The sequence below is a fragment of the Chitinophaga sedimenti genome, assembly GCF_023156195.1.
GTDB classification, from domain to species: Bacteria; Bacteroidota; Bacteroidia; order Chitinophagales; family Chitinophagaceae; genus Chitinophaga; species Chitinophaga sedimenti.
On record NZ_JAKUKA010000001.1, the window covers coordinates 2521618 to 2545957 of the forward strand.

Consider the following 24340-nt stretch of genomic DNA (forward strand, 5'->3'; position numbering starts at 1 on the left):
TGATCGGAAATGCTGGAACTGGTCCCTAAAACACATGACGAATCCCGCCAGGGCGAGGCTTACGCTCCCGCCGCAACGGACACAACTACATACGCTAAGAAATTCTATATAGAAAGCTACGGCTGCCAGATGAACTTCAACGATAGCGAAATTGTTGCTTCCATCCTTGAAAAAGAGGGCTTTGGCGCAACCCGCAATTATGAAGAAGCTGACCTGGTGCTGCTCAATACCTGCTCTATACGCGAAAAAGCGGAGCAAACGGTACGTAAACGTCTCGGTGAATTCCGCCGTATCAAGGAAGCCAACCCCGGCCTGCTCGTAGGTGTGCTGGGCTGCATGGCGGAAAGGCTTAAAACGAAATTCCTGGAAGAGGAAAAGCTGGTCGACCTGGTGATTGGTCCCGATGCCTACCGTACATTGCCAGGATTGATTGAAGAAGCGGAAACCGGCCAGAAAGCGGTAAATGTGCTGCTTAGCCGGGAAGAAACCTATGCAGACATCAGTCCCGTGCGACTGGACAGCAACGGCGTTACGGCCTTTGTATCCATCATGCGCGGTTGTAATAATATGTGCTCTTTCTGCGTAGTACCGTTCACCCGCGGCCGCGAACGCAGCCGCGACGCTTACTCTGTTGTAGCCGAAGCCACCGACCTGTTTGAGCGCGGCTACCGCGAAGTAACGCTGCTGGGCCAGAACGTGGACTCCTATTATTGGACGAGCCCCGACAACACCGAAACGGTAACATTCGCGCTGCTCCCGGAGCGCGTGGCCCTTATCAGCCCGTTACTGCGTGTGCGTTTCTCCACTTCGCATCCGAAAGACATTACGGACGAGGTATTGTTCACCATGGCGAAGTACGAAAACATCTGCAAATACATTCACCTGCCGGTGCAAAGCGGCAGCACACGCGTGTTGCAGCTGATGAACCGCACTTATACCCGCGAGTGGTATATGAAAAAGGTAGCGCGAATCAAAGAAATACTGCCCGATTGTGCCCTGTCGACCGACGTGATCACCGGCTTCTGTACCGAAACGGAAGAAGATCACCAGGATACACTGGCCATGATGGATTACGCTAAGTATGAACTGGCTTACATGTTCGCTTACTCTGAGCGCCCCGGCACCCTGGCAGCGCGCCGATACACGGATGATATTCCGGAAGACGTGAAGAAACGCCGCCTGAACGAAATCATTGCCCTGCACCGCCAGCATAGCCTGTTAGGCATGCAGAAAGATGTGGGCAAAACGTTGAAGATCCTGGTAGAAGGCACGTCCAAAAAATCGGAAGACGAGCTTTATGGACGCACCGATCAGAATAAGGTGGTAGTATTCCCGAAAGAAAATTACAAGAAAGGCGACTACGTGATCGTAAAAGTCACAGCTGTACGGCAGGCACCCTGCTGGGCACGGCTGTCAGCTAAGGACAACGTCCGATAGAACCAAGTAACCATAACCGCAGGCAAACAGCCTGGAATTGTTAACACAATGGATAATATTCAAAGCATTAAAAACCGGTTCGGTATCATCGGTAATTCGCAGGCGCTCAACTACGCTTTACAGGTAGCTGCGCAGGTTGCGAACACAGACCTGACGGTATTGATCAACGGAGAAAGCGGGGTTGGTAAAGAAGTTTTTCCCAGATCATCCACGCGCTCAGCGCAAGAAAACATAATCCGTTCATCGCTGTGAACTGTGGCGCCATCCCCGAAGGCACCATCGATTCCGAGCTGTTCGGGCACGAAAAAGGCTCGTTTACCGGCGCGGTAGACAGTCGCAAAGGTTATTTTGAAACGGTAAACGGCGGCACCATCTTCTGGACGAAATCGGTGAAATGCCACTCGGCACCCAGGCCCGCCTGTTACGCGTACTGGAAACCGGCGAGTTTATCCGCGTAGGTTCCTCCAAAGTACAAAAGACCGATGTGCGTGTTGTAGCTGCGACTAACCGCGACCTGCTGGAAAGCACGCAGAACGGCAAGTTCCGCGAAGATCTTTATTATCGTTTAAATACGGTACCCATCCGTGTTCCCGCACTGCGCGACCGCAAGGAAGACATTCCTCTGCTGTTCCGCAAGTTTGCGGTGGATTTCGCGGAGCGTTATAAAACTACGTCCGTACAGCTGGACGATGAAGCCCGCAATCTGCTGGTAAACTATCCCTGGCGGGGTAATGTGCGCGAGCTTAAAAATATGGCGGAGCAGATATCTGTATTGTCGCAGGACAAGCATGTAACCGCGACGGCACTGCGCCAGTTTTTGCCCGAGCCGGTATCCGTGAACAGGCTGCCTGTGCTGGCCTCTGCTGGTCCCAACGCTACGCAGGGTGGCGATTTTGCTAATGAGCGCGAAATTCTTTACAAACTTTTCTTCGATATGAAGAAAGATGTGACAGAGCTGAAGAAGATGTTCTTCGATATGCTGCAGAACCCTAATATCGCGCACTCCCCTCCTTCCAGGACTCGCCGGTATTGCACGACTACACGCCGATGGAGCAACCTAAAGTTGGTCCTTCATTGGGCGGTCCGCAGCCTATTTTACTGCACGACGACAAAATCGATCATCATGAAGTGGTGGAAGAAACCCCGGCAATCGCGGACAAAGAAAAAGAGCTGATCATCAAGGCACTGCGCAAACATAAAAAGAAAAGGAAGGATGCGGCGCTAGAGCTCGGCATTTCGGAACGTACATTGTACCGAAAACTGAAAGAATATAATATTAACGATTGATAAAAAGGAATTGACAATTTAAAAATTTTCATACTATATTTGAGCAACCTATGGCCAGGATATTTCAGTTAGTAAGCGGCATTTGCCTGATGATGATGCTCGGGGCTGCACCATTAAGTACTCAGCCAGCGGCGCCAGCATCCACCCGGACGCCACCACGGTAAATGTGCGCTTTATTGAGAACAGGGCTCCACAAAACAACCCTACCCTCAGCCAGAAAATAACCGACAAGCTGCGGACCAAGATCTTATCACAAACGAGGTTGAAGCAAACCAACGAGGCAAACGCCAGTTACGAGTTTAAAGGCAACATCACCGGTTATTCCGTATCCAATGCGGCGGTAACGCAGGTAGACAGGCCCGCGTCTGCGCGTTTGACCATTACGGTGAACATTACTTTCATTAGCCGGGTGGGCGACAAAAAGGCTTTACGCAGTCGTTTTCGCGTTCGCAGGACTTTAACGCCAACCAAACCTTGCAGGAAGTGGAATCAAGTTTGATAGAGAGCATTACGCCACAGCTGGTGGACGACATTTTCAATAGGGCATTTGCAAACTGGTAAGCTTTATTTTCATATTTTAGACCTATGACCGCAAACAGGATCATAAACCATATTTTCCACCAACCGGACCTTCAACACGTCGACCAGGCAGAACTTGAAAGGTTGGTTGCCCAGTATCCCTATTTTGCCGCGGCAAGGCTCTTGCTCGCGCAGAAGAAATTTGCGGCAGAACATAATATGGCAGACGCCACGATGAAAACGCGCAGCTGTATAGTGGCACGCCTCATCATCTGCACCAGTTCCTCCGGGAAAATGATATGTCGGGAGCCGCCGCTACTACTCCTGCTACGGCCGTAGAAGAAACCGTACAGGAAGACAGGGACGCGGTACAGCTGGCAAGTCAATATTATGGATTGAATTCAACACCTACCTTAACAGAGACGCCTCCCCTGCTGAGCCTATCGTTTACACGGAGGCGGATGTAGAGGACCAGTCTGCCCAATACCAGGCTGCATATTATGGCGCGTCAACAGAAGGAGCCGAAAACGATATTTATAATACCGTTATTGACGAACCCGGCGAAACGATCGCCGACAGCAGCAATATCGAGAACGATACTGAGAATATGGCGGCTGCGCGTTACGAGCAGTTGATAGAAGAACAACCGCCCGTTGCCGTTATCACCGACCTCGCCGAAATGGAAGACAATGCACTGGCTACTATTGCCTCCGCGACTGCCATTGAGGAAGATGCGGCTGATAAATTCAATACGCTCGCAGAAGCGGAAGAAAATGCACTGGCGACTGTGGAAGCGGCGGAAGCTGTCGAAACAGAAGCCATCGAACAATTTAATACTTTAGCAGAGGCAGAAGAAAATGCACTGGCGACTGTGGAAGCGGCAGAAGCTGTCGAAATAGAAGCCGTTGAGCAATTCAACACCTTAGCAGAAGCGGAAGAAAATGCGCTGGCCACTGTGGAAGCGGCAGAAGCTGTCGAAATAGAAGCCATTGAACAATTCAACACCCTCGCAGAAGCAGAAGAAAATGCACTGGCGACTGTAGAAGCGGCGGAAGCTGTCGAAATAGAAGCCATTGACCAATTCAACACCCTCGCAGAAGCGGAAGAAAATGCGCTGGCCACTGTGGAAGCGGCGGAAGCTGTCGAAATAGAAGCCATTGAGCAATTCAACACCTTAGCAGAAGCGGAAGAAAATGCACTGGCCACTGTGGAAGCGGCGGAAGCTGTCGAAGTAGCAGCTATTGAGCAATTCAATACCTTAGCAGAAGCAGAAGAAAATGCAATAGCAACTATAGAAGCCGCAGAAGCTGTAGAAGTAGCAGCGATTGAACAATTTAATACTTTAGCAGACGCAGAAGAAAATGCAGTAGCGACTGTAGAAGCAGCGGAAGCTATCAGTACACAGGCGGAAATTAACGAAGCACCATTCTTCCACGAAGAACCACTGTCCGAAACACCTCCTGCCTTCTACAATACCACGCTCGACGAGCCGGGTGAAACTATCGAAGACACGAGCAATACCGAAGCATTAATAGAAGCTGCAGCAGCGGAAAAATTCAATAACATTGTAGACAGCGAAACCGAATCGCTCCCGGAAACAGCCATCTACAATACCACCCTCGACCAGCCCGGCGAAACCATCGAAGACACCAGCAATACGGAAGCGTTGATGGAAGCTGCGGCAGCGGAAGAGTTCAGCGAAATCGTAGCGGCTGAAGACGAAGGTCCGATCAAGATCTTCCCGCTCGAAATATCGGCGGATGAAACCGATACCCTCACCTTCCAGCCGCTGTATACCGAAGACTATTTCGCTTATAAACGCATCAAAGAACCGGAAAGAGCTGATCACATCAGTGATAAAGGAGAAGCAGAAATGAAAAGCTTTACAGACTGGCTGCGCCAGATGAAAGACAGTTTTTCGTCTAAATCACAGAGAGACTGGTACCACCAGCAACTTCACCGCCTGTACGAAGACGAGGAACCGGAAGTATCCGAAGCCGTGGAAAAAATGGCGATCGAGTCCATTACGTTTAATGACGACATCGTTTCAGAAACCCTGGCCGAAATCTGGGTACGCCAGCACCAGTACCAGAAAGCGATTTCTATTTACCAAAAATTAAGTTTGCTTAATCCCGGTAAAAACGCTTATTTTGCGCAAAAGATCAAGGATTTACAATTACAAACCGACAACAATAAATAATAAATAACGACTAACATGTTAATTTTCTTTGGTATATTGATCGTACTCGCCTGTGTGCTGTTAGGTTTCTTCGTACTGATCCAAAATCCTAAAGGCGGCGGCCTGTCCGGCTCTTTTGGCGGTTTCGGCAACCAGGTTATCGGCGTACGTCAGACTACCGATGTGCTCGAAAAAGGTACTGGATTCTCGCAGCAGTGATCGCTGTATTATGCCTCACTTCTTCTATGTTTATCGGTACCGGTGCTTCACAAACTCCCGGTTCTGCGCTCGAAAGAAATGAAGGTAAAGCTGGCGCGGCTGCTCCTGCTGGTCAACCTTTCGGCACACCTGCTCCGGCTCCTGCTACTAATCAGGCTCCCGCTGCAACTCCGGATTCCGGCAAATAATAAAGTAAGATTTCACTATAAGAAATTAAAAGACCTCGCCGTTAAGTGCGAGGTTTTTTTGCGTAACATCCCCCAAGGTTTATGGCTAAGAAACAAGACAAAAAACAACGCTCACCCTGGATCAGACGCTCCATCGTCATAGCAGTATGCCTGTTGGCCGGCCTGCTCGTATTTTTCGGCTACCGTTTCTTTGGTCCCAACACTAAAGCATTTGGCGACGATAAATACTTCTATGTGCGCACCGGCAGCACCTACAAAAACGTACTCGATGGCCTCGAAGAACAGGAAATCGTCCGCAGCCGCGGAGGGTTCGATTGGGTAGCACAGCGCCTCGGTTATCCAACGCGTGTAAAACCGGGCCGCTACAAGGTCAGCCGTGGGATGAGCAATTTTGAACTGGTGCGAATGCTGCGCTCCGGACGACAAGCCCCCGTTAAACTCATCATCAAAAAGCTCCGCACGCAAAACGATTTCGTGCGACTGGTCTCAAAAACCGGAAGCCGACTCCACCGCCCTGCGCGCGCTGCTGAACGATGAAGTATATCTTCGCCAGTTCAACCTGAACCCCAATACCGCTATGGCCGCAGTAATGCCGGATACTTACGAGTTTTACTGGAATACTTCCGCCACCAAAGCCTTCGAAAAGCTGGCCGATGCGTACAAAGACTTCTGGACACCAGCGCGTCGCGAAAAAGCAAAAGCATTAAACCTGACAGCCGCGCAAGTGGTCACCCTCGCCTCCATCGTGGATGAAGAAACGAACGCCACCGACGAGAAGCCTACCATCGCCAGTGTATATTATAACCGCCTGCAAAAAGGCATGCTGCTGCAGGCTGATCCAACCGTAAAATTTGCATTGCAGGACTTTGGCCTGCGTCGTATCCGTCACGGACACACGCAGTTTGATTCGCCTTATAACACCTATCAATACAAAGGCCTTCCTCCCGGCCCGATTTGCACACCGTCGGTAAAATCCATCGATGCCGTGCTGAACATGCAACAAACGGATTACATTTACTTCTGCGCACGCCTCGACAAGCCCGGTTATCATGCTTTTGCAGCCACGTACGCCGAACATCTTGTAAACGCACGCAAGTATCAAAAGAGGATGAATGAGCTGGGATTGTAAGCCATAATCCGCTATTTTTGTCGGATATGACCAATTTAAAAACGCTCGTATTACGGTGGAAACCGGTAAATAGCCTTATTCAACGCAGCAAAACACTCGTTTTGCCGGGGTTTGAGGGTACGCCGTTGTATGACGTGGTTATGTTCTTTCTGAAAGAAGTCCGCAACCGCAGTCTGACCGACAGGGCCCAGGCGATTTCTTTCAGTTTCCTCCTGGCGCTGCCGCCGTTCCTGATTTTCCTCTTTACGCTGGTGCCATTCATCTTCATGCGTATACCGGTAGTGTCGGTAACGAGCGTGGAATCCACCTTATATGACCTGGCGCGGAGCGTAACACCTGACTACCAGAGTTATATCGTGGTACACGACCTCATTTACGACTTCCTGTACACGCAACGTACAGGGTTGCTGTCCATCGCATTTATCGTGGGTTTCTTCACCTCATCGAATGGCATCATGGGCATCATGCGTTCGTTCGACAAAATGCTGCCCGGCTTCAAAAAACGCAAATGGTGGCAGGCGCGTTTAACCGCATTAAAGCTCACCTCCCTGTTGGTGCTGTTGCTGCTCATCACCCTCGTACTTATTATCTCCCAGGGTAAACTATTTACCTTCTTACTGCAATATCTCGGTATTAAAGACTCTTTCACCCGCTTTTTGATCGATGCGGCGCGCTGGGGCTTAATTGTGCTGTTGTTCTTCTCCATGATCGCTATGATCTACCGTTTCGCGCCATCTACCACTAAAAAATGGAAGTTTGTGACCGCCGGCGCTACTTTTGCGACCATTGTAATGATTTTACTCACCCTCGCCTTTTCTTACTTCGTGACCAACTTCGGACGGTACAACCAGATCTATGGGTCAATTGGCACAATTCTGGTAATTATGATATGGATGTACCTGAACTCTTTTATCCTGTTGATTGGTTTTGAACTAAATACGAGCATCCGCACCTTAAAAGAAATGGCCAACGAACGCCGGCAGGAGACAAAGGAAAAAATTCAGGGACTGTCTTGATAAGAAAGTAACACTATGACCAACGCAAGTGCCAAATCACGATTTATTTCCTTATTTTCATATTCACACGCTATAAACTGTACACTATGAAAAAGTTCTCCTTTTTGCTAATGCTGCTGGTCGTCAGCGCTCTGGCATTCCGCTCGGCGGATATGCTGGAGATCGGCGCCCCGCTGCCTAAAGGCGACCTGAAGATGAAGGACATCAGCGGTAAAGAAATTTCCATGAACGACGCAAAAGGCGCAAACGGTTTACTGGTCATGTTTTCCTGCAACACCTGCCCTTACGTTAAACGCAACCAGGAACGCACGAACGCCATCTGCGCCTACGCTCAAAAAAACAACATTGGTGTGATCCTGATCAATTCCAACGAAGCACTACGTACCTCCGGCGACTCTTTCGATGCTATGAAAGATTATGCAGGAAAACAGCAATATAAATGGTACTACGTACTGGATAAGAATTCGGAAATCGCTGATGCGTTTGCCGCAGACCGCACACCAGAATGTTATCTATTTGGCAAAAACAACCAGTTGTTTTACAAAGGCGCCATCGACGATCACCCTGGCAACCCGGCCGAAGTAAAGGAGCAATTCCTGAAACTGGCCATGGATGCGATGCTTTCAGGCAAATCAGTATCCAGCAACAACACAGCATCTGTGGGTTGCGCCATCAAACGAAAAATGTAAAATTGTAAATTGGTTTAAAACTAAAATCCCTGCGTCTTCATTGCGCAGGGATTTTTCTTTTATTGACCAGTGAGGAAAATGGCGTTGCTAAATAAGAGTTTCCCGTTTTCCCAGAAGCTGCGGAACAGCGGATCTTCACTCATAAAAACGATTTGTCCGCGTCCGATATCTTTCACACCTAACAGTAAACCATCTTTTAATTTCGCTTTAGTTTCCGCGCCCACAAAGCCGCTCAGGTAATTATTTTTACGGATCACGCCTACATTCCAGCCACCATCGGTGATAAATTCATACACCTGGTCGTTTTGTTTGAGCGTGTAGTAAAAATCAGGGTACCCAAAGGCCAGCGGATGCGATTTATCCAGTTCTACTTTATAAATAGCGCCTGGAATGAATTGCCGCACCATATCACGTTCGCGGTCCTGGTAGCGTTTCAGTGGCTCGTAAATATTCTTCTTTGTTTCGTCTTCGTCCTTTTTCTCTTCTTTTTTTTAGTTTGATACCCCATTCTGCCGCGGCGATCTGGCTCACCGCCCCTTCGAGCGCCACGATCTTACCACCAGCCGTCACCCAATTACGCAGGCGTTCGGCGCTTTCTTTTGCGGCAAGAAACGGATAGCTGCCATCGGGTAAAATCAACACGTCCACATCTTTCAGATCGGCCACATTAAAGCCTTCAGACGGAATAACGGTGACCGGGTAATCGATCTGCTGTTCAAAGAAATGCCAGATCTCTCCCATACCGAGCGATGATACCTCATCCCCTGCAAGCACGGCCACAGTAGGTTTGCGGATAAAACGCATTTTGCTGGAGCCGAAATCGGCCCCCTTTTCCACAAAACCTGTAGGCACTTTATCGAGTAGTATTTTATAGGTTGATGCAAGTTGCGTCACGATACCATCAAAGGCGCTGTTGCGTTCGCGGTTATCCGAACGCGTGATCACCAGCGTGCCGGCCGGATATACTTTTCCGTTCACCGTAAACGATTCCTGCGAATACCGCACCCGCACATCCTTTTGCAGCAGTGCCGCCAGGAATTTTACGTCGGATACGCTATTCCAGGTTGCGAGATATGCATAGGCCGCGCCTGCGGGCGGTGTGACGGCATTAAGCCCTGGTGGCTGCCGGGCCGCGGGCGACAATGCCTGCTTAACGCCATAGGACGTTAATCCATATACATAAGGCAACGCCCAGGCCGTAATGTCGTAAGTAACCGAATCAGATAAACGTGATTGCGGCTCAAACAGCACACGGATAAAATTACCGCGCGGCTGTGCCGCATCGATCACCGGTCATTTTTATCAATATTGAATTCGGAAGTCTTTCCCGTAAAGTAGTCGAAGCCATTTGCTTTGCCGATGCCCGCGCCGTATCCGAAACGAATATCATTGCGACGCAACATTTCCGCCAGGGCGGAAAGTTTCTCAGGATTACCGCCGCTCTTTACCACGTACGAACGATAATCACCGACCGGCTTCGTTTTAGCATCTGTAAAGTACCGCTGGAACTGCTCCAATAATTTCTGTGCATTTGCGGCCGTTACTTCGATGGTAGACATGCCCGTGGTATAGTGATGCGCGATGCGATCCGACAAGGTAAGCGTATCGCCGGTTTCCATCAGTACCGCCAGTCCCGCGCGGCCACTGCCGCCCTGCTCGTAAGTCATACCAATCGCACCGTTATAAGTAGGATAAGTATCGCCGTAACTCGGATAAAACAGGTCGAATACTTCTTTTGTAAAATAAAGCCAGCCCTTTTCATCAAAGTACTTCGCGTTATTTTTCCCGATCTTCACCTGGAACTCCCGCTGCCAAGGCGTTATCACATCATGAAACGGCTCTGCCGCCGGCGCGAAGTAATAAGGATCGTCGATGCCCTGTTCGTGGAAATCCACATGCACCTGCGGCATCCACTGGTTGTATTTTACCACGCGCTGCTGGGTTTCAACCTGTGTTTGCCAGGCCCAGTCGCGGTTCAGGTCAAAATAATAGTGATTGGCCCTGCCACCGGGCCAGGGCTCCTTGTGCTCACGCGCAAAACGGCTTACGTCAGGCTTCTTATTAGCATTGGCATTGTAAAAATTTACATAGCGATCGCGCCCATCCGGGTTAAGACACGGATCAATGATCACCACCGTATTGCGCAACCATTCCTGCGACTGCGTATTACCCGGCCTCACCAGCTCATACAGCGTTTGCATGGCAGCCTCTGTAGATACGGCCTCGTTGCCATGCACATTGTAGCTAAGCCACACCACCGCCGGCATGGCCGTACTGCCACTCCCCGGTTCCACGCCCGCCAGTTGCAGGTTGTTTTTGCGGATGGCTTCCAGTCGGCCGGCATTTTCCGGCGAAGCCACGGTAGCCAGCAACAAGGGCCGCCCCTCGTACGTGCTGCCATACTCTTCCAGCTTCACCTGCGACGAAGCCGCCGCTACCTGCTTAAAATAATCGACCACTTTATAATGCGGTGTAAACCGCTTTCCCAGCGGGTAACCGAGAAACTGTTCGGGCGAAGGCGGTGTTTGCGCCTGGACGTGACCGGACAAAAAGCTAAGGAGTAATAAACACGCGGATATTCGTCTGAGCATAGTCTAAAATAAGCTTTTAGCAAGATTTTAACGCATTAACTTGTAAATTTCAGTCTCAGTTCGAAACCAATAGACAAAACACGTTCATGCGCCTTCGTTTATTTGCCTTTTTAGTAATTGTTCCTGCGTTGCCCACACTGGCGCAGCAATACCGTTCCGTAAAAGAAATTCAGGCTACGCGGGGGCGGTCGTAAGTGCGCATCCCCTGGCAAGCGAAGCGGGATTAAGCATGCTGCAACAAGGCGGCAATGCGGTGGATGCTGCCATAGCCACTCAACTGGCGCTGGCCGTGGTATATCCGAACGCCGGCAACCTCGGCGGCGGCGGCTTCCTAGTGGCGCATCTTTCCAATGGGAAAGACCGGCGATCGACTACCGCGAAAAAGCTCCAGCCAAAGCGCACCGCGATATGTATCTGGATCAACAGGGCAATCCGATCACGAAGCTGAGTCTCGACGGGCACCTGGCCAGCGGCGTGCCGGGCACCGTGGCAGGTTTGTTCGCCTCGCTGCCATATGGTAAACTCAAAATGGCGCAACTTATCGCTCCAGCTATTACCCTAGCCGAAAATGGCTTCCCGATTACCGCGAGCGAAGCCCGGGCACTGAACCGCCTGCAAGACGAATTTATCCGGCTGAATACCCGTCCGGTCGCCTTCGTAAAAAAGGCGAATGGAAAGCCGGTGACACGCTTGTACAGCCCGACCTCGCACGCACCCTGCGATTGATACGCGACAAGGGCGCCAAAGGTTTTTATGAAGGCGAAACGGCAGAGAAAATCGTGGCCGAGATGCAACGGGGCAAAGGTATTATCAGCAAAACCGACTTAAAAACATACCAGGCTAAAACACGCACACCGCTACGCTTTCTTTATAAGGACCATACCATTTTGACGATGCCCCTGCCGAGCAGCGGCGGTATTATATTGCAACAGCTGCTGGGTATGACGGAAGCCTATCCCCTCGCCAGCTACGGCTTTCACAGCGTGGCCGCCGTACACCTGATGGTGGAAGCAGAACGAAGGGCATATGCCGATCGCGCCGAGTTCCTGGGTGATCCCGACTTTGTAAAAGTGCCGGTGAAACAACTCACGGATAAAAATTATCTGCGCAAACGCATGCAGGATTTCGATCCGCAACTTGCTACCAACAGTGCAGCGATTAAAGCGGGTAACATAAAAGAAAGCGAAGAAACCACGCACCTCAGCGTAACCGACGCCGAGGGCAATGCCGTGGCCGTAACGACTACGCTGAACGGCAGTTACGGCAGCCGGGTGGTGGTTGGCGGCGCAGGTTTCATCCTGAATAATGAAATGGACGACTTCTCTGTAAAACCCGGCGCGCCCAACATGTACGGACTTTTGGGCACCGAAGCAAATGCCATTGCGCCGAATAAACGCATGCTTAGTTCCATGACGCCCACCATCGTACTAAAAAATGGCCGGCCGGTAATGGTAACCGGTACGCCAGGCGGCTCCACGATCATCACTTCCATGTTCCAGACCATCGTGAACGTACTGGATTTTGGACTGAGTGCCACCGATGCCGTGAATCAGCCGAAGTTTCACCATCAGTGGCAACCCGACATGGTGTACGTGGAAAGAGATTTTGCGGATAGCACTAACGGCCTGAAAAAATGGGACATACCATTGAAACGCGCGGCGGCATCGGCAGAACAGAATTAATCCTTATCAAAGACGGAAAAATCACTGCCGTAGCCGATAAACGCGGCGACGACAGTGCTGCCGGCTTTTAAAATATACAGGTTATGACTATCGGACAAATTTACCGCGACAGCGTGATCAAACGTTTTCTCACGTATAAAACGCTGGCTGAAAAAACCTTCGGGCAACTCAGCGAAGGCCAGTTAAACTGGCAACCGCCGGGAAATCCCAATAGTATCTATGTGATCATTAAACACGTAAGTGGCAATATGCAGTCACGTTTTAAGGACTTCCTCACCAGCGATGGCGAAAAGCCCGGGCGCGACCGGGATAAAGAGTTTGCAGAAGGCACGGCAAGTCGCGAAGAAATACTGGCATTATGGGAAAAGGGCTGGGAAGTGTTGCTGAACACTTTGCGGAGCCTCACGGACGAAGACCTGGCTCAAATAGTGACTCCGCAGCGAACCGCATACCGTGATAGATGCCATCAACCGCCAGCTGGCCCACTATCCCTATCATGTGGGGCAAATCGTGTACCTTGGCAAAATGATGTTACAGGAGAACTGGCAGAGCCTGTCGATTCCCGTGGGACAATCACAACAGTTTAACCAGGCAATGAATCACAAATGACCGGGCGAATTTTACTTCTTATGTTGCTGCTGACGGGACTTTTCGCCTGCAACAGCAGCAGCACCGACAAGTTGCTCCGGCACAAAAAATGGCGCGTATACGATGTTACCGTGCCTTCCGGCGATCCGTACAACAATACCCAGGTAACGCAGGCTATCGACCTGAAAAATGGTTATTACGCCGATGCTTATTACCAGTTCCTGGACGATAATATGTTTATCGCCACCATCGATGGTAAGCCGGATACGGGCCGTTACAGCCTGCTCAGCAACGGTAAAATGATTTCCGTAACGGCACCCGACGGCTCGCGCAAGCAGGAACACCGGGTAACGATCATGAAACTGGACGAGGACCATTTTAACATGAAAGTGGCCAGCGGCGATTTCTATTTTATTCTGCATACCCGCAAAGAATAATATATGCACCTCACCGACCATACACCCGGCCGCACAGTATTGACCGACAACCGCGAACACCTGTTTTTTTCAGGTTTTGCGTACCTGGGCATGCACGTTTCGCCGGACTTTACCGCAAAGGTGGCAGAAGGCCTCGCCTTGTATGGAAGCGTGTTTCCCTCCTCGCGGATTGCGAACCTGCGCCTGAGTTTGTATGAAGAAGTGGAACATGCCTTCAGCACGCTGCTGCGGCAACAGGCGGCGGCCTGTTTCAGTTCGGGATACCTGGCGGGTCAGGCGGCTATCCAATATGGCTACACGAAAGGGGAAATTTTATATGCCCCCAACACGCATCCGGCCCTGCAACTGCCGGGGGCTAAAGTTCCGCGCGGCGATTGGGCACAGTGGTTGCGCGATACGGTGCAGCGCATCAACCTGGGAAAAGATCATACTTATGTAGTAGCCGCCGATGGCGTAAACCCGCTTACCGCTACGATCAATGATTTTAGTCCGTTACAGGAAGTTACCCGCAAAACGCTGGTAATCATCGACGACTCGCACGGTATTGGTATCACGGGACCGGATGGTGCGGGCAGCATTGCGCATCTTCCGCAAAACCCGCATGTACATTATTTGCTCAGTGCCTCCACGGGTAAGGCTTTTAGCGTGGAAGGCGGTGTTACCGCCGGTAAGGCAGCCGATATTGCTGCATTGAAGCGTATGCCCGCCTTTACCGCCAGCACGCCGATGATGCCGGCGCCTGCTTACGCATTTATACATTCGCAGAATGCGGTGGCCGTGGCGCAACGGAAGCTGGAACAGAACATTTTGCACTTCCGGGAACTGACAACTGATCTGCGGGAGGTGGAGCAATTCTCCGCCTTACCGATGTTTGTGCTGAAAGGTGCGCAGGAAGTATATGATCACCTGCTGCTCCATGAAGTGCTGATATCTTCTTTCCGGTATCCCTTTCCGGACAGTCCGCGCCTGAACCGCGCGGTCATATCGGCCCTCCATTTGCGGGAAGACGTGGAGAAACTGGCCGGCCTCCTGCAACAATACTATACCCATTAAAAGACAAACGATGTTAAAAAAGCTTCTACCCTGCCTCCTTTCTCTCTTCGGTTTCATACCCGCCGCATCCGCCCAGCAGTCGCTGTTATGGAAGGTGAGCGGTAAAGGCATGCAGCAGCCATCGTATATTTTCGGCACAATGCACATGATGTGCAAGTCTGATTATTTTATGCCGCCCGCGGTAAAAACAGCCGTGCAAAAAGCAGATACCGTTTACCTGGAACTGGATATGGACGATCCCTTCATGCTGATTCGCGTGGGACAGCTCAGCCAGTTGCCCGAGGGTAAAACACTCGACAAAATATTTCCTCCCAAAGACTATGCGGAACTAAACAGGTTCTTTAAAGACAGCCTGAACATGGACCTCTCTGTTCTCAATGGGTTTAAGCCTTTTGTGGTGATGGCGATGATGGCGAAAAACAACTTCAAATGTAAAACGCTGCTTTCCTACGAAGAAGATTTTGTCAAGATGGCCAAAGCGCAGCACAAAGAAATAAAGGGACTGGAAACGCCCGACCAGCAAATGGCTGCGGTAGATGCGATCAGCGAAAAAGACGGGGTGAAAATGATTATGCGCTCGGTGCGGGAAACGAAGGAAACAAACCTGGAATTTCAGGAAATGCTGAAATTGTATAAACAGCAAAACCTCAACGGACTGTACAAACTGATGGAGAAAAATAAAGACCTCGACGGGTACGACCGGTGTTGCTCGATAAACGCAACAGCAACTGGGTACCGGCGATCCAGCAAATAATTGGTAAAAAGAGCGTTTTCTTCGCGGTGGGTGCATTGCATCTTGCCGGTCCGAAAGGTGTGCTGGCGCAGTTGAAGGCTGCGGGGTATAAGGTAACGCCTGTTCAATAATATAAATCAAGATCATGAAGAAGATAGTTATGTTGATAGCGCTGCTCGCCCCCGTGCAGCTCATGTGGGCGCAGGAAGCGCTGTTGTGGAAGGTCACCGGCAAAGACGCCAATAAACCATCGTACCTGTTCGCCAGCAACATCGTATGCGAAACGAACGTAAAGCTGTCTCCGATAATAGAATCCGCGCTGGCCGCCCTCAAAAAAGGTATATTTTGAGCTGCCGGACGCACAGCCAGACTCTACCTACAATCGCCTGACCGGCCTGCCAGCCGGCGATTCACTGGCCAATTATTTTTCGGCCCAGGAGTATTCGATCCTGCGCACATTTGTGGCCCGCCGTCTGCGGTTCGACATTGAAAAGCTGCACAACGCCACACCCGCTTTCACATTCTACGCGCTGCGCAACATGATTACTTATTGCAAAGACAATACGAACTATACCGATATCATCGAGGGACTGGCCGCTCAGCAGGGACTGCCCACCGGTAACCTGGAAACGCCGACCGACGCGGTAAACGCACAGATGTTAGTGCCGGCCACCACTTATTCCCGGCTGATCATGGACATTATTTATGAAACCGACCGCATTAAGCGGCAGCGCGAAGAACAAATGGACCTGTACAAAAAGCAGGATATCATGGGCATGTATAACGCCCATCTGCAAAACAAGGAAGTAGGCGGAAGTGAACAGGCCATGCTTGGCAACCGTAACAGAAGGTGGATCCCGGTTATCAAAGCCGCCGTCACGCTGGAGCAATCGTTTTTTTGTGTAGGCGCCCTGCAACTGCCAGGCGACGAGGGGCTCATCACCCTGCTGCGCAAAGAAGGGTTTACGGTAACCGCCGTGCGGTAGGCTATTCTTTGTAAATCTTTACTTCTACCTTACCCTCAGCGGTAATGCAACCGCGGTACATACCAGCGGTGTTGAACGGCCAGGCCATATTGCCATTTTTGTCGAGCGCAATAAGCCCGCCATCGCCACCGAGCGCCGGTACCTTTTTCATGATCAATTCGTCCGCCGCTGTAGTAACGGGCAGGGAACGGTATTCCATCAGGTCACTTACGGTTTTGGCCACACTGAGGCGGATGAAATACTCGCCCCAGCCGGTGCAGGATATAGCGCAGGTCGCGTTGTTTGCGTAGGTGCCCGCGCCGATGATCGGCGCATCGCCCACGCGGCCGAATTTTTTATTGGTCATGCCCCCGGTAGAGGTAGCGGCAGCGAGGTTTCCCGCTTTATCTAACGCCACTGCCCCAACGGTGCCGAATTTATAATCATGATTCCCGATTCCCAGCCGGGCAGCGGCCTTGCTGGTGTCTGTATGATCGAGCTGCGCCTTCAGCGAATCCTGTGCCTTTGCCCGTTGCAGGCCACGCCAGCGATCTTCGGTATAAAAATAGGATGGATCTACGATTTGAAGTCCAGCCTGTTGGGCGAACTTCTCCGCGCCGGCGCCCATCATCATCACGTGCTGCGATTTCTCCATTACAGCCCTGGCGGCGGCAACTGGATTGCGGATTGTCGTAACACCAGCCACTGCGCCCGCTTCCAGGGTTTTGCCATTCATGATCGCCGCATCCAGCTCATTTTTGCCTTCATTAGTAAATACGGCGCCTTTGCCCGCATTGAACAATGGGGAGTCTTCCATCACCCGCACCGCGGCCTCCACGGCATCCAGGCTGGTACCACCTCTTGATAGCACCGCGTAACCTGCACGGAGTGACTGTTCCAGGGCGGCGATATAGGCCTTTTCTCTTTCCGGCGTCATCTGGCTTTTCAGGATGGTACCGGCTCCGCCATGGATAACCAGCACATATTTAGGCGTGGCGGACAGGGAGTCTGCCGGGGCAGCCTGTAACGTCATTCCCCGAAAAAGAAAAAAAAGCAGCCATGAAAAAGATATTTCATCATATAACCCGGATTTGCCATAAAAGTAAGCATCCTTTATTTTCCACCCGCTATTCCCCGCTTTTGCAGATTTATTTTCCATTTACGCCGAAACAACGGCGCCACCAATTGGCAGACAAATTGCTTATAGTTATTTTTGCCCGGTAAAGTAAAATAACAGCACTGAGAAAAGTCCGCAAAATATTATCCATTGTCCTGCTAAGTTTGCTGGGCTTGATACTGCTTATTAGTATCCTGATCAATATTCCCGCCGTACAAAACATGCTGGTAAAACAGGTAACCAAACGCCTGTCGGCCCGGCTGCACACGCGTGTGGAAATCAAACGCGTGAACCTCCGGCTGTTCAACAGCATGCGGATGGAGGGCACGTACATCGAGGACCAGCACAAGGATACGCTGTTATACGCAGGCGCCCTGCAGGTAAGGATCACCGATTGGTTTTTCTTTAAAGAGACGCCGGTGCTCAAATTCGTGGGCCTCGAAGACGCTACGATCAACCTCGTTCGCCACAAGGGCGACAGCACTGGAACTACCAGTTCATCGCCCAGGCATTCGCCGGCCCGTCCGCCTCCCCTGCTAAAAAGAGCCAGTCCAGTTTTTCCATCGACCTCAAAAATATAGACCTTCAGCGGGTAAAATTCAACTTCGTGGACCGGTGGCGGGGCGAAGACATGTACCTGTGGGCGAACCGCATCCTGCTGGACGCGCAGAAGCTGGACCTGAAGACGAAAGACATCTGGATACAATCGCTCGTGCTGGACGAACCTTCGTTCGTGATATCAAGTTACCCGGCCTCGCGGCCCAAACGTATGGTCCCCCTGCCCGATGCGGTAAAGGCGCCGGAAGATACGGGCACGGTCATTCCGGAACTGCAATGGAATCCCGACAAATGGAATGTGCTCGTGCGTTCGCTGACGATAGAAAACGGTACGTTTGGCGTTGATAACCGTCGCACCGACACCCTGGCCCCTTCCGATGCGCGCTATTTTGACCCCGGGCACATCCGCTTTGAAAAAATTCACCTGAGCCTTAACAATACCCAGTTCAAAGACGATAGCATTTTCTCCGACCTGAAGCTGCGTACCCGCGAGCGAAGCGGCTTTGAGGTAACCCAGCTGAACTGCCGCTTTAAAATGTCGCCCACGCAGATGGAGTTTGCTCATCTTGACCTGCGCACACCGCACAGTGAACTGGGCGACTATTTCAGCATGGAATACACGGACCTGAGCGACATGAGCGATTTCGTGGACCTGGTAACCATGCGCGCCCGGTTTAAAAACAGCCATTTATCCTCCGACGACATCGCCTATTTTGCGCCGGTGTTGAAGGATTGGAAAACGGAGATCCGCTTCAGTGGCAGCGCCCGTGGTCCGGTCAGCAACCTGCGGGCCGACAGCCTGACCTTACAGGCCGGAAAGGCCACCCGGTTGAGCGGGAACTTCCAGATGCGCGGCTTGCCAAACATCGATGAAACGTTCATTGACTTTGAAGCGAAAGAATTATCGACCACCGGCGCGGACCTCCGCCAGTTTATTCCGGTACTGAAAACCGTGGACGATGCCGTGCGCACCGACCGGATTACGCAGCTGCAGTTCCGGGGATCGTTCAGCGGACTGGTAAACAACTTCGTGGCCTACGGTAAGTTCCAGACCAACCTGGGCAACCTCAACACGGATATCAACTTTAAAACCAGCGGCGATGTGCCGGTATATTCCGGTAATCTTGTAGCAGACAACTTTGACCTGGGACAACTGCTGGACAACAATATGGTGAGTACGGTGACAATGGACGCCAAGGTGAATGGAGCCGGTTTCAACTTTAAAACACTTAAAGCGGCTGTGGATGCGAACATCCAGAGCATAGGACTGAACAACTACCTGTACCGGAACCTTAAGACCAAAGGCGAAATGAACCGCAAGTTCTTCAATGGATCACTGAATGCAGCGGATCCCAACCTGGATATGGACTTTGCGGGTACGATCGACTTTAATAGCGAGCTGCCTATCTTCAATTTCAATTCAGAAATAAGAAAAAGTGACCTGAAAGCCCTGAACCTGACCAAGGACAGTATTACCCTGCAAGCCAAAGCCAACCTGAATTTCGCCGGTAGCAATATCGATAACTTCGACGGTATGGCCCGTTTGTATGACGTGTCGCTGCATAAGAACAACAGTCGTGTTGAATTTGACTCACTGACCGTGAAAACCGGCATGGAAAATAATCTGAAAACGCTCCGCATCAACGGCAGCGAGGTAGACGGCTATGTGCAGGGGAACTACAGCTTCATGGAACTTCCGAACGCATTTCAGTTATTCCTGAATAAATACTATCCCAGTTATTTCAAGGCGCCGGCCATTGCCAACACACGCCAGGACTTCCGCTTCTCATTCCAGTTTGGCGAAGTGGACAAACTGATCCGCGCTTTTAATAATGACATCTCCGGGCTGAACCAGACCCGCGTGGATGGTGCGCTGAATACCGCATCAGGCAGCTTTACCTTTAACGCAAACGTGCCTTATGCGCAATACGATGTATATGGCGTACGCAACCTTGTACTGAAAAGCAATGGTGATTTTAACAAGATCAACCTGAGTACGCACCTGGGGCAGGTATTGTACAAAGACAGTACAATATTCAATAATCCCTTGATACTGGCCAATTCCAGCCATGACACCTCCTACATTCAACTGGACCTGAAAGCGGACGACACCACTTCCCTCGACGGTTTTTACGCCCGGGTGATTACGGTGCGGGAAGGCGTGAAAGTAAACTTCCTCAACAGCTTCTTCACAGTAAATAACAAGCAGTGGCAGATGGAGCAGGGCAACGAGGTGTATTGGAGCAAAGACTTCTTAACGGTGCACAACCTGCGGGTGAGCCGGAATAACCAGAGTGTTACCATCCAAACCAACGAATTTAACCCGGAAGATAACCGTTTCGATATCCTGCTGCGCGACATCAACCTGGCGGATGTGATTCCTCCGCAACTGACCACTACGCGTATCGAGGGCCTAGCAAACGGCAACATTGCCGTTATGGATCCATTTAATCACCTGACGATCAACACCGATATCAAGACCACACAACTGCGCGTGGCCAATGATTCTATCGGTGTGGTAACCATTAAGGGCGATTACGACATCAAACAAGGACTGAGCGGCGTTGAGATCAGGGCGGAAAATGCGCTCGTGAACTTCCTGGTACAGGGCAATATGGTTGGGTTGACAAAAGACAATAAAGACACGGATGTAAAAATCGTAGCCAATCATTCGTCCATTGCGCTGTTGAATCACTACCTGAGTGATTATGTGAGCGACCTGACAGGCTATGCCAACGGTACCATTACGATCAGCGGCACGACCGACAAGCCATCATTCACCGGGAACATGCGGATAGACAGCATTGGTGTAAAAGTGAATTACCTCGGCACCTATTACCGCATCCCCACGTTGAACGTGAAAAATATCGACGACGCATTTATTGAAATGGACCCCTTCAAGATGATCGATAAATTCGGCAATACCGCGCAGGCCAACGGGTTCATCAGTCACGAGAACTTTAAAAATCTTGCCTTTGAGTTTGACATTTTCTCTCCTAAATTCCTCTTTCTCAATACCACTGCGGCAGACAGCGATTTGTATTATGGAGACATCCTAGCTTCTGCGCGGGTATATTTTACCGGGCCGATAGATAACCTCCAGCTAAAAGTGCAGGCCCGCCCCCTGCTGGGCTCTCATTTTTACCTGCCGATATCGGACAGCAAAACGATTGGTAAGTACGACTTCATCTCTTTTAAAACATATGGTAAAACGGAAACCGTTAAAAAGAAAAAAGCAACGTAAAGCTGGATGTGCGCCGGACATCAACGCTACACCGGATGTGCCTATCGACGTGATCTGGACGCCACCACCGGCGACCAGATTTCCGCAAACGGTACGGGCAACCTGCAGCTGAATGTGAACCTGGACGGGGATTTCACGATGTTCGGCAACTACATCATCAACAGCGGTACTTATAACTTTATTTTCCAGCGCCTGGCCCGCTGGAAGTTTGATATTCAGAAGAACAGTACGATTACCTGGAACGGCGATCCTACCGAGGCGAAGATGAACATCACCGCTAAGTATTCGCTCCCGAAAGTGAGCCTTTACAACCTGGTGGACCGTGGCGCCAACACCAGTACCGGTGCGGGCTCGGCTCCTTCCACCTCCACCGACCAGCTGGCAACACGGCAGGAACGTGTGGACATCAACATTAACCTTCGCGGCGCGTTGATGCAGCCGCAAATCGACTACTCGATAGAACTGCCGGACGCGGGATCGCTTGCTTACGGCAGTGCGGTGGCGGCCAAATTGAAAGAGATCAACCAGGACCAGAGTAAAGCGCTTTTACAGGTAACGGCCCTGTTGGCGGCAGGCCAGTTCTGGTCAGAAGATGGCCTGGGAGGCAGTGCTTCCGTATCCACCACCGGTAAAAACAGCATCGGGCAGGCATTATCGGCGCAGGCCTCCGCGATTCTGAACAATGCTTCCAATACCTTTTTAAAGAACAGCGGCATCGGGTTTAACGTAAACTACACCGCTTATAACTTTGGTTTGCAGGAAAGCTCGTACGACCGTAACCTCGTGAGCGCCGGCGTTACCAAAAACCTGCTCAACAACCGCATCCGCCTGTACGTGGGTGGCAACTACGACTGGGGCCGCCAATCCGCTAACGCCTACAGCGAGCACCTGGCGGGCGACTTCCGGGTGGAATACCTGCTTACAGAAGACGGCCGCGTGCGCATGAATGCCTTTACCCGCAGTGACTACGACGTGTATACCCTGGGCAATCGCAACCGCGGTGGTGTGGGTATTTCCTATGTGCGCGATTTCAATAAGGTGCGGGAGTTATTCCATCCCGTGCAACGCCAGCGAAGGCCGGCGCCCGACAGCACTCGGAAACGCGAAGCCATGAGACGCGAGGTGGAAGATTCTTTGAAGCAGCAGCAATAATAAAGGCCCGCCAAACGGCGAGCCTTCTCCATCAAATAGATAAAATTCATTTACCCTTTTAATATATCATGCCCCAACTTATCGCGTTTGGTGCGGAGGTAATTTTCGTTATGCGGGTTCGGGTGAATCTCGATGGGAACGTTCTCTACTATTTCCAACCCGTAACCATTTAGACCGGCGCGTTTACGCGGATTGTTGGTGATGAGGCGGATTTTGCAGATGTTCAGGTGGCGGAGTATCTGTGCGCCAACGCCGTAATCACGTTCATCCATCTTAAAACCAAGCTCCAGGTTCGCTTCCACCGTATCACGGCCCTCCTCCTGCAAGCGGTATGCCTTCAATTTGTTGAGCAGCCCGATACCGCGGCCTTCCTGGTTCATATATAATATAAGACCTTTGCCCTCCTTTTCCACCATTTGCATGGCTGCCTGCAGCTGTTCGCCGCAATCGCAGCGCAGGGAGTGCAGGATGTCGCCGGTAAAGCAGGACGAGTGCACACGAACCAGTACGGGTTCATCTTTTTCCCAGTCGCCTTTTTTCAGCGCCATATGCGTTTCGCCGGAGCTAAGTTGCTTAAACGCGATCAGTTCAAAGTTGCCATATTTAGTAGGCATCTGCACTTTCACCTGCTCCTCAATGAGCGTTTCGGTGCGGAGGCGGTACTCGATCAGGTCTTTTATAGAGATCAGTTTCAGGTCGAACTTCAACGCAATCTCTTTCAATTGCGGCAATCGCGCCATGGAACCGTCTTCGTTCATGATTTCTACCAGTACCCCCGCTTCCTCGAAACCGGCGAGTCGTGCCAGGTCGATGGTAGCTTCGGTATGACCGGTGCGGCGCAGTACGCCGTTCTTTTTAGCGCGTAGGGGGAAAATATGGCCTGGTTTGCCGAGTTCTTCCGGTTTGGTGTCCGGATTAATGAGCGCCTGTACCGTTTTGGCCCTGTCGTGCGCAGAAATGCCCGTGGTACAGCCGTGACCTAGCAGGTCGATCGAAATGGTGAAAGGCGTTTGGTGAATCGCGGTATTATCACGCACCATCAGTTCCAGTCCCAGTTCGTCGCAACGTTCTTCCACAAGCGGCGCACAAATAAGACCACGGCCGTGGATAGACATAAAGTTTATGATTTCCGGCGTCACATTCCTGGCCGCCGTTACAAAGTCGCCCTCATTTTCACGGTCCTCATCATCCACTACGATTACCAGTTTACCTTTTTTATATCCTCAATCGCTGATTCAATGGTATCCAACATAAAATCGTCAAATTAATTCGCAAAGTTAGGGTAATAAATCGGTGTTTCAGCGGTTAGCGTACTGTCTACGGGGAAAATGACGCGCTGGTGTTGCAACACGCGTATTGCTGGCATGCTATACTTTAAGTAACCAGTCAACCGCTATCCAAATGCGACCGGAAAAACTATTCATCCCATTGTTTCATTTTTGGAGCGATTTCACGCTTTACAGGCGCAAATCCGGAGCCAACATCCGATTTTTAGCGGCACCATATCGGGAACGCAACAACTTATATTTATATTAAATATAAATAGCAATCACTACT

26 protein-coding genes and 3 pseudogenes are annotated in these 24340 nt (G+C 50.9%); 24 read left to right on the top strand and 5 right to left on the bottom strand.

Features of this window, described 5'->3' with window-relative positions; genetic code table 11:
- Window positions 1-9 precede the first annotated feature (9 nt).
- From miaB to MKQ70_RS14435, 12 genes and pseudogenes are all read left to right on the top strand, one after another.
- The gene (gene miaB, locus MKQ70_RS14385) at window positions 10-1437 is read left to right on the top strand and encodes a tRNA (N6-isopentenyl adenosine(37)-C2)-methylthiotransferase MiaB (protein WP_248072174.1); all 1428 of its coding nucleotides are present in this window, start codon (window positions 10-12) and stop codon (window positions 1435-1437) included.
- A 48-nt stretch (window positions 1438-1485) separates the two neighbouring features.
- Window positions 1486-2724: pseudogene (locus MKQ70_RS14390) on the top strand (sigma-54 interaction domain-containing protein).
- 82 nt (window positions 2725-2806) lie between these two features.
- Window positions 2807-3223 (top strand): LPS assembly lipoprotein LptE, encoded by a 417-nt coding sequence (gene lptE / locus MKQ70_RS14400; RefSeq protein ID WP_248072175.1) that lies wholly within the window; start codon window positions 2807-2809, stop codon window positions 3221-3223.
- A gap of 86 nt (window positions 3224-3309) precedes the next feature.
- Entirely contained in the window at window positions 3310-3582 is a 273-nt protein-coding gene (locus MKQ70_RS43765; RefSeq protein ID WP_504908569.1) for a DUF8458 domain-containing protein, read from the top strand.
- Entirely contained in the window at window positions 3543-3710 is a 168-nt protein-coding gene (locus tag MKQ70_RS14405; RefSeq protein ID WP_248072176.1) for a hypothetical protein, read from the top strand. Before MKQ70_RS43765 ends, MKQ70_RS14405 begins: the two co-directional genes overlap by 40 nt.
- A 140-nt stretch (window positions 3711-3850) precedes the next feature.
- On the top strand, window positions 3851-5443 hold the full coding sequence (locus tag MKQ70_RS14410; protein ID WP_248072177.1) for a hypothetical protein: 1593 nt from the start codon (window positions 3851-3853) through the stop codon (window positions 5441-5443).
- 15 nt (window positions 5444-5458) lie between these two features.
- Window positions 5459-5641 (top strand): preprotein translocase subunit SecG, encoded by a 183-nt coding sequence (secG, locus tag MKQ70_RS14415; RefSeq protein WP_248072178.1) that lies wholly within the window; start codon window positions 5459-5461, stop codon window positions 5639-5641.
- Window positions 5638-5829, top strand: coding sequence for a hypothetical protein (locus MKQ70_RS14420; protein ID WP_248072179.1), 192 nt, complete (start codon window positions 5638-5640; stop codon window positions 5827-5829). The genes secG and MKQ70_RS14420 overlap by 4 nt, the downstream gene beginning before the upstream one ends.
- A gap of 81 nt (window positions 5830-5910) precedes the next feature.
- Window positions 5911-6366, top strand: a complete 456-nt coding sequence (locus MKQ70_RS38450; RefSeq protein WP_282456498.1) for an endolytic transglycosylase MltG — start codon at window positions 5911-5913, stop codon at window positions 6364-6366.
- Window positions 6367-6388: 22 nt separating this feature from the next.
- Window positions 6389-6958, top strand: coding sequence for an endolytic transglycosylase MltG (mltG, locus tag MKQ70_RS38455; protein WP_282457309.1), 570 nt, complete (start codon window positions 6389-6391; stop codon window positions 6956-6958).
- Between the two features lie 26 nt (window positions 6959-6984).
- A complete protein-coding gene (locus MKQ70_RS14430; RefSeq protein ID WP_248072180.1) occupies window positions 6985-7974 on the top strand; it encodes a YihY/virulence factor BrkB family protein in 990 nt (329 codons plus the stop codon).
- An 86-nt stretch (window positions 7975-8060) separates the two neighbouring features.
- Window positions 8061-8663, top strand: a complete 603-nt coding sequence (locus tag MKQ70_RS14435; protein ID WP_248072181.1) for a redoxin domain-containing protein — start codon at window positions 8061-8063, stop codon at window positions 8661-8663.
- A gap of 59 nt (window positions 8664-8722) precedes the next feature.
- Here the strand turns inward: MKQ70_RS14435 and MKQ70_RS14440 are convergent, their stop codons facing one another.
- The 3 genes from MKQ70_RS14440 to MKQ70_RS14450 are packed head-to-tail and all read right to left on the bottom strand — an operon-like array spanning window position 8723 to window position 11254.
- Window positions 8723-9070: a hypothetical protein gene (locus MKQ70_RS14440; RefSeq protein ID WP_248072182.1), complete on the bottom strand. Its 348-nt coding sequence runs from the start codon at window positions 9068-9070 to the stop codon at window positions 8723-8725.
- A gap of 1 nt (window position 9071) precedes the next feature.
- Window positions 9072-9953 carry a type 1 glutamine amidotransferase family protein gene (locus MKQ70_RS14445; RefSeq protein ID WP_248072183.1) on the bottom strand — a complete coding sequence of 294 codons (882 nt, stop codon included), beginning with the start codon at window positions 9951-9953 and terminating at the stop codon, window positions 9072-9074.
- Window positions 9950-11254, bottom strand: coding sequence for a M14 family metallopeptidase (locus MKQ70_RS14450; RefSeq protein ID WP_248072184.1), 1305 nt, complete (start codon window positions 11252-11254; stop codon window positions 9950-9952). The genes MKQ70_RS14445 and MKQ70_RS14450 overlap by 4 nt, the downstream gene beginning before the upstream one ends.
- A 229-nt stretch (window positions 11255-11483) precedes the next feature.
- Here MKQ70_RS14450 and MKQ70_RS43770 point away from each other — a divergent pair.
- The 9 genes and pseudogenes from MKQ70_RS43770 to MKQ70_RS14485 all read left to right on the top strand — a co-directional run bounded on the left by MKQ70_RS43770 (window position 11484) and on the right by MKQ70_RS14485 (window position 16733).
- Window positions 11484-11980: pseudogene (locus MKQ70_RS43770) on the top strand (gamma-glutamyltransferase).
- Entirely contained in the window at window positions 11977-12936 is a 960-nt protein-coding gene (locus tag MKQ70_RS14455) for a gamma-glutamyltransferase family protein (protein ID WP_504908578.1), read from the top strand. Before MKQ70_RS43770 ends, MKQ70_RS14455 begins: the two are co-directional and overlap by 4 nt.
- An 83-nt stretch (window positions 12937-13019) precedes the next feature.
- Window positions 13020-13545: pseudogene (locus tag MKQ70_RS41245) on the top strand (DUF1572 family protein).
- Window positions 13546-13565: 20 nt separating this feature from the next.
- Window positions 13566-13961 (top strand): hypothetical protein, encoded by a 396-nt coding sequence (locus tag MKQ70_RS14465; protein WP_248072185.1) that lies wholly within the window; start codon window positions 13566-13568, stop codon window positions 13959-13961.
- A 3-nt stretch (window positions 13962-13964) separates the two neighbouring features.
- Window positions 13965-15014: a hypothetical protein gene (locus MKQ70_RS14470; protein WP_248072186.1), complete on the top strand. Its 1050-nt coding sequence runs from the start codon at window positions 13965-13967 to the stop codon at window positions 15012-15014.
- A 10-nt stretch (window positions 15015-15024) separates the two neighbouring features.
- Window positions 15025-15768, top strand: a complete 744-nt coding sequence (locus MKQ70_RS14475; RefSeq protein WP_248072187.1) for a TraB/GumN family protein — start codon at window positions 15025-15027, stop codon at window positions 15766-15768.
- Complete coding sequence (locus MKQ70_RS42230; protein ID WP_372489977.1) at window positions 15717-15878, top strand: TraB/GumN family protein; 162 nt, start codon at window positions 15717-15719, stop codon at window positions 15876-15878. The genes MKQ70_RS14475 and MKQ70_RS42230 overlap by 52 nt, the downstream gene beginning before the upstream one ends.
- Before the next feature lie 14 nt (window positions 15879-15892).
- Window positions 15893-16096: a hypothetical protein gene (locus MKQ70_RS14480; protein WP_248072188.1), complete on the top strand. Its 204-nt coding sequence runs from the start codon at window positions 15893-15895 to the stop codon at window positions 16094-16096.
- A gap of 37 nt (window positions 16097-16133) precedes the next feature.
- A complete protein-coding gene (locus MKQ70_RS14485; protein ID WP_248081377.1) occupies window positions 16134-16733 on the top strand; it encodes a TraB/GumN family protein in 600 nt (199 codons plus the stop codon).
- 1 nt (window position 16734) lies between these two features.
- On the opposite strand, the gene MKQ70_RS14490 is transcribed toward MKQ70_RS14485, so the two are convergent.
- The gene (locus MKQ70_RS14490; RefSeq protein WP_248072189.1) at window positions 16735-17745 is read right to left on the bottom strand and encodes an isoaspartyl peptidase/L-asparaginase family protein; all 1011 of its coding nucleotides are present in this window, start codon (window positions 17743-17745) and stop codon (window positions 16735-16737) included.
- A gap of 257 nt (window positions 17746-18002) precedes the next feature.
- Here MKQ70_RS14490 and MKQ70_RS14495 point away from each other — a divergent pair, with 257 nt between their 5' ends.
- Genes MKQ70_RS14495 through MKQ70_RS14505 form a run of 3 tightly spaced genes read left to right on the top strand, consistent with a single transcriptional unit; the run spans window position 18003 to window position 22783 of the window.
- Window positions 18003-18410, top strand: a complete 408-nt coding sequence (locus MKQ70_RS14495) for a hypothetical protein (RefSeq protein WP_248072190.1) — start codon at window positions 18003-18005, stop codon at window positions 18408-18410.
- A gap of 26 nt (window positions 18411-18436) precedes the next feature.
- Window positions 18437-21631 carry a hypothetical protein gene (locus tag MKQ70_RS14500; protein WP_248072191.1) on the top strand — a complete coding sequence of 1065 codons (3195 nt, stop codon included), beginning with the start codon at window positions 18437-18439 and terminating at the stop codon, window positions 21629-21631.
- Window positions 21632-21637: 6 nt separating this feature from the next.
- Window positions 21638-22783 (top strand): translocation/assembly module TamB domain-containing protein, encoded by a 1146-nt coding sequence (locus tag MKQ70_RS14505; protein WP_248072192.1) that lies wholly within the window; start codon window positions 21638-21640, stop codon window positions 22781-22783.
- A gap of 50 nt (window positions 22784-22833) precedes the next feature.
- On the opposite strand, the gene MKQ70_RS14510 is transcribed toward MKQ70_RS14505, so the two are convergent.
- Window positions 22834-23976 carry a bifunctional 3,4-dihydroxy-2-butanone-4-phosphate synthase/GTP cyclohydrolase II gene (locus MKQ70_RS14510; RefSeq protein ID WP_308199028.1) on the bottom strand — a complete coding sequence of 381 codons (1143 nt, stop codon included), beginning with the start codon at window positions 23974-23976 and terminating at the stop codon, window positions 22834-22836.
- Between the last annotated feature and the right edge of the window lie 364 nt (window positions 23977-24340).

What these genes read in the sequence shown, in the direction of transcription:
- MKQ70_RS14430 (WP_248072180.1), top strand. Translation starts at nt 6,985, where the DNA reads ATGACCAATTTAAAAACGCTCGTATTACGGTGGAAACCGGTAAATAGC.
- MKQ70_RS14435 (WP_248072181.1), top strand. Translation starts at nt 8,061, where the DNA reads ATGAAAAAGTTCTCCTTTTTGCTAATGCTGCTGGTCGTCAGCGCTCTG.
- MKQ70_RS14490 (WP_248072189.1), bottom strand. Translation starts at nt 17,745, where the DNA reads ATGACGTTACAGGCTGCCCCGGCAGACTCCCTGTCCGCCACGCCTAAA.
- MKQ70_RS14410 (WP_248072177.1), top strand. Translation starts at nt 3,851, where the DNA reads ATGGCGGCTGCGCGTTACGAGCAGTTGATAGAAGAACAACCGCCCGTT.
- secG (WP_248072178.1), top strand. Translation starts at nt 5,459, where the DNA reads ATGTTAATTTTCTTTGGTATATTGATCGTACTCGCCTGTGTGCTGTTA.
- MKQ70_RS14465 (WP_248072185.1), top strand. Translation starts at nt 13,566, where the DNA reads ATGTTGCTGCTGACGGGACTTTTCGCCTGCAACAGCAGCAGCACCGAC.
- MKQ70_RS14475 (WP_248072187.1), top strand. Translation starts at nt 15,025, where the DNA reads ATGTTAAAAAAGCTTCTACCCTGCCTCCTTTCTCTCTTCGGTTTCATA.
- miaB (WP_248072174.1), top strand. Translation starts at nt 10, where the DNA reads ATGCTGGAACTGGTCCCTAAAACACATGACGAATCCCGCCAGGGCGAG.
- MKQ70_RS43765 (WP_504908569.1), top strand. Translation starts at nt 3,310, where the DNA reads ATGACCGCAAACAGGATCATAAACCATATTTTCCACCAACCGGACCTT.
- MKQ70_RS38450 (WP_282456498.1), top strand. Translation starts at nt 5,911, where the DNA reads ATGGCTAAGAAACAAGACAAAAAACAACGCTCACCCTGGATCAGACGC.
- MKQ70_RS14505 (WP_248072192.1), top strand. Translation starts at nt 21,638, where the DNA reads ATGTGCGCCGGACATCAACGCTACACCGGATGTGCCTATCGACGTGAT.
- MKQ70_RS14480 (WP_248072188.1), top strand. Translation starts at nt 15,893, where the DNA reads ATGAAGAAGATAGTTATGTTGATAGCGCTGCTCGCCCCCGTGCAGCTC.
- MKQ70_RS14440 (WP_248072182.1), bottom strand. Translation starts at nt 9,070, where the DNA reads ATGGTGCGGCAATTCATTCCAGGCGCTATTTATAAAGTAGAACTGGAT.
- MKQ70_RS14405 (WP_248072176.1), top strand. Translation starts at nt 3,543, where the DNA reads ATGTCGGGAGCCGCCGCTACTACTCCTGCTACGGCCGTAGAAGAAACC.
- MKQ70_RS14450 (WP_248072184.1), bottom strand. Translation starts at nt 11,254, where the DNA reads ATGCTCAGACGAATATCCGCGTGTTTATTACTCCTTAGCTTTTTGTCC.
- MKQ70_RS14470 (WP_248072186.1), top strand. Translation starts at nt 13,965, where the DNA reads ATGCACCTCACCGACCATACACCCGGCCGCACAGTATTGACCGACAAC.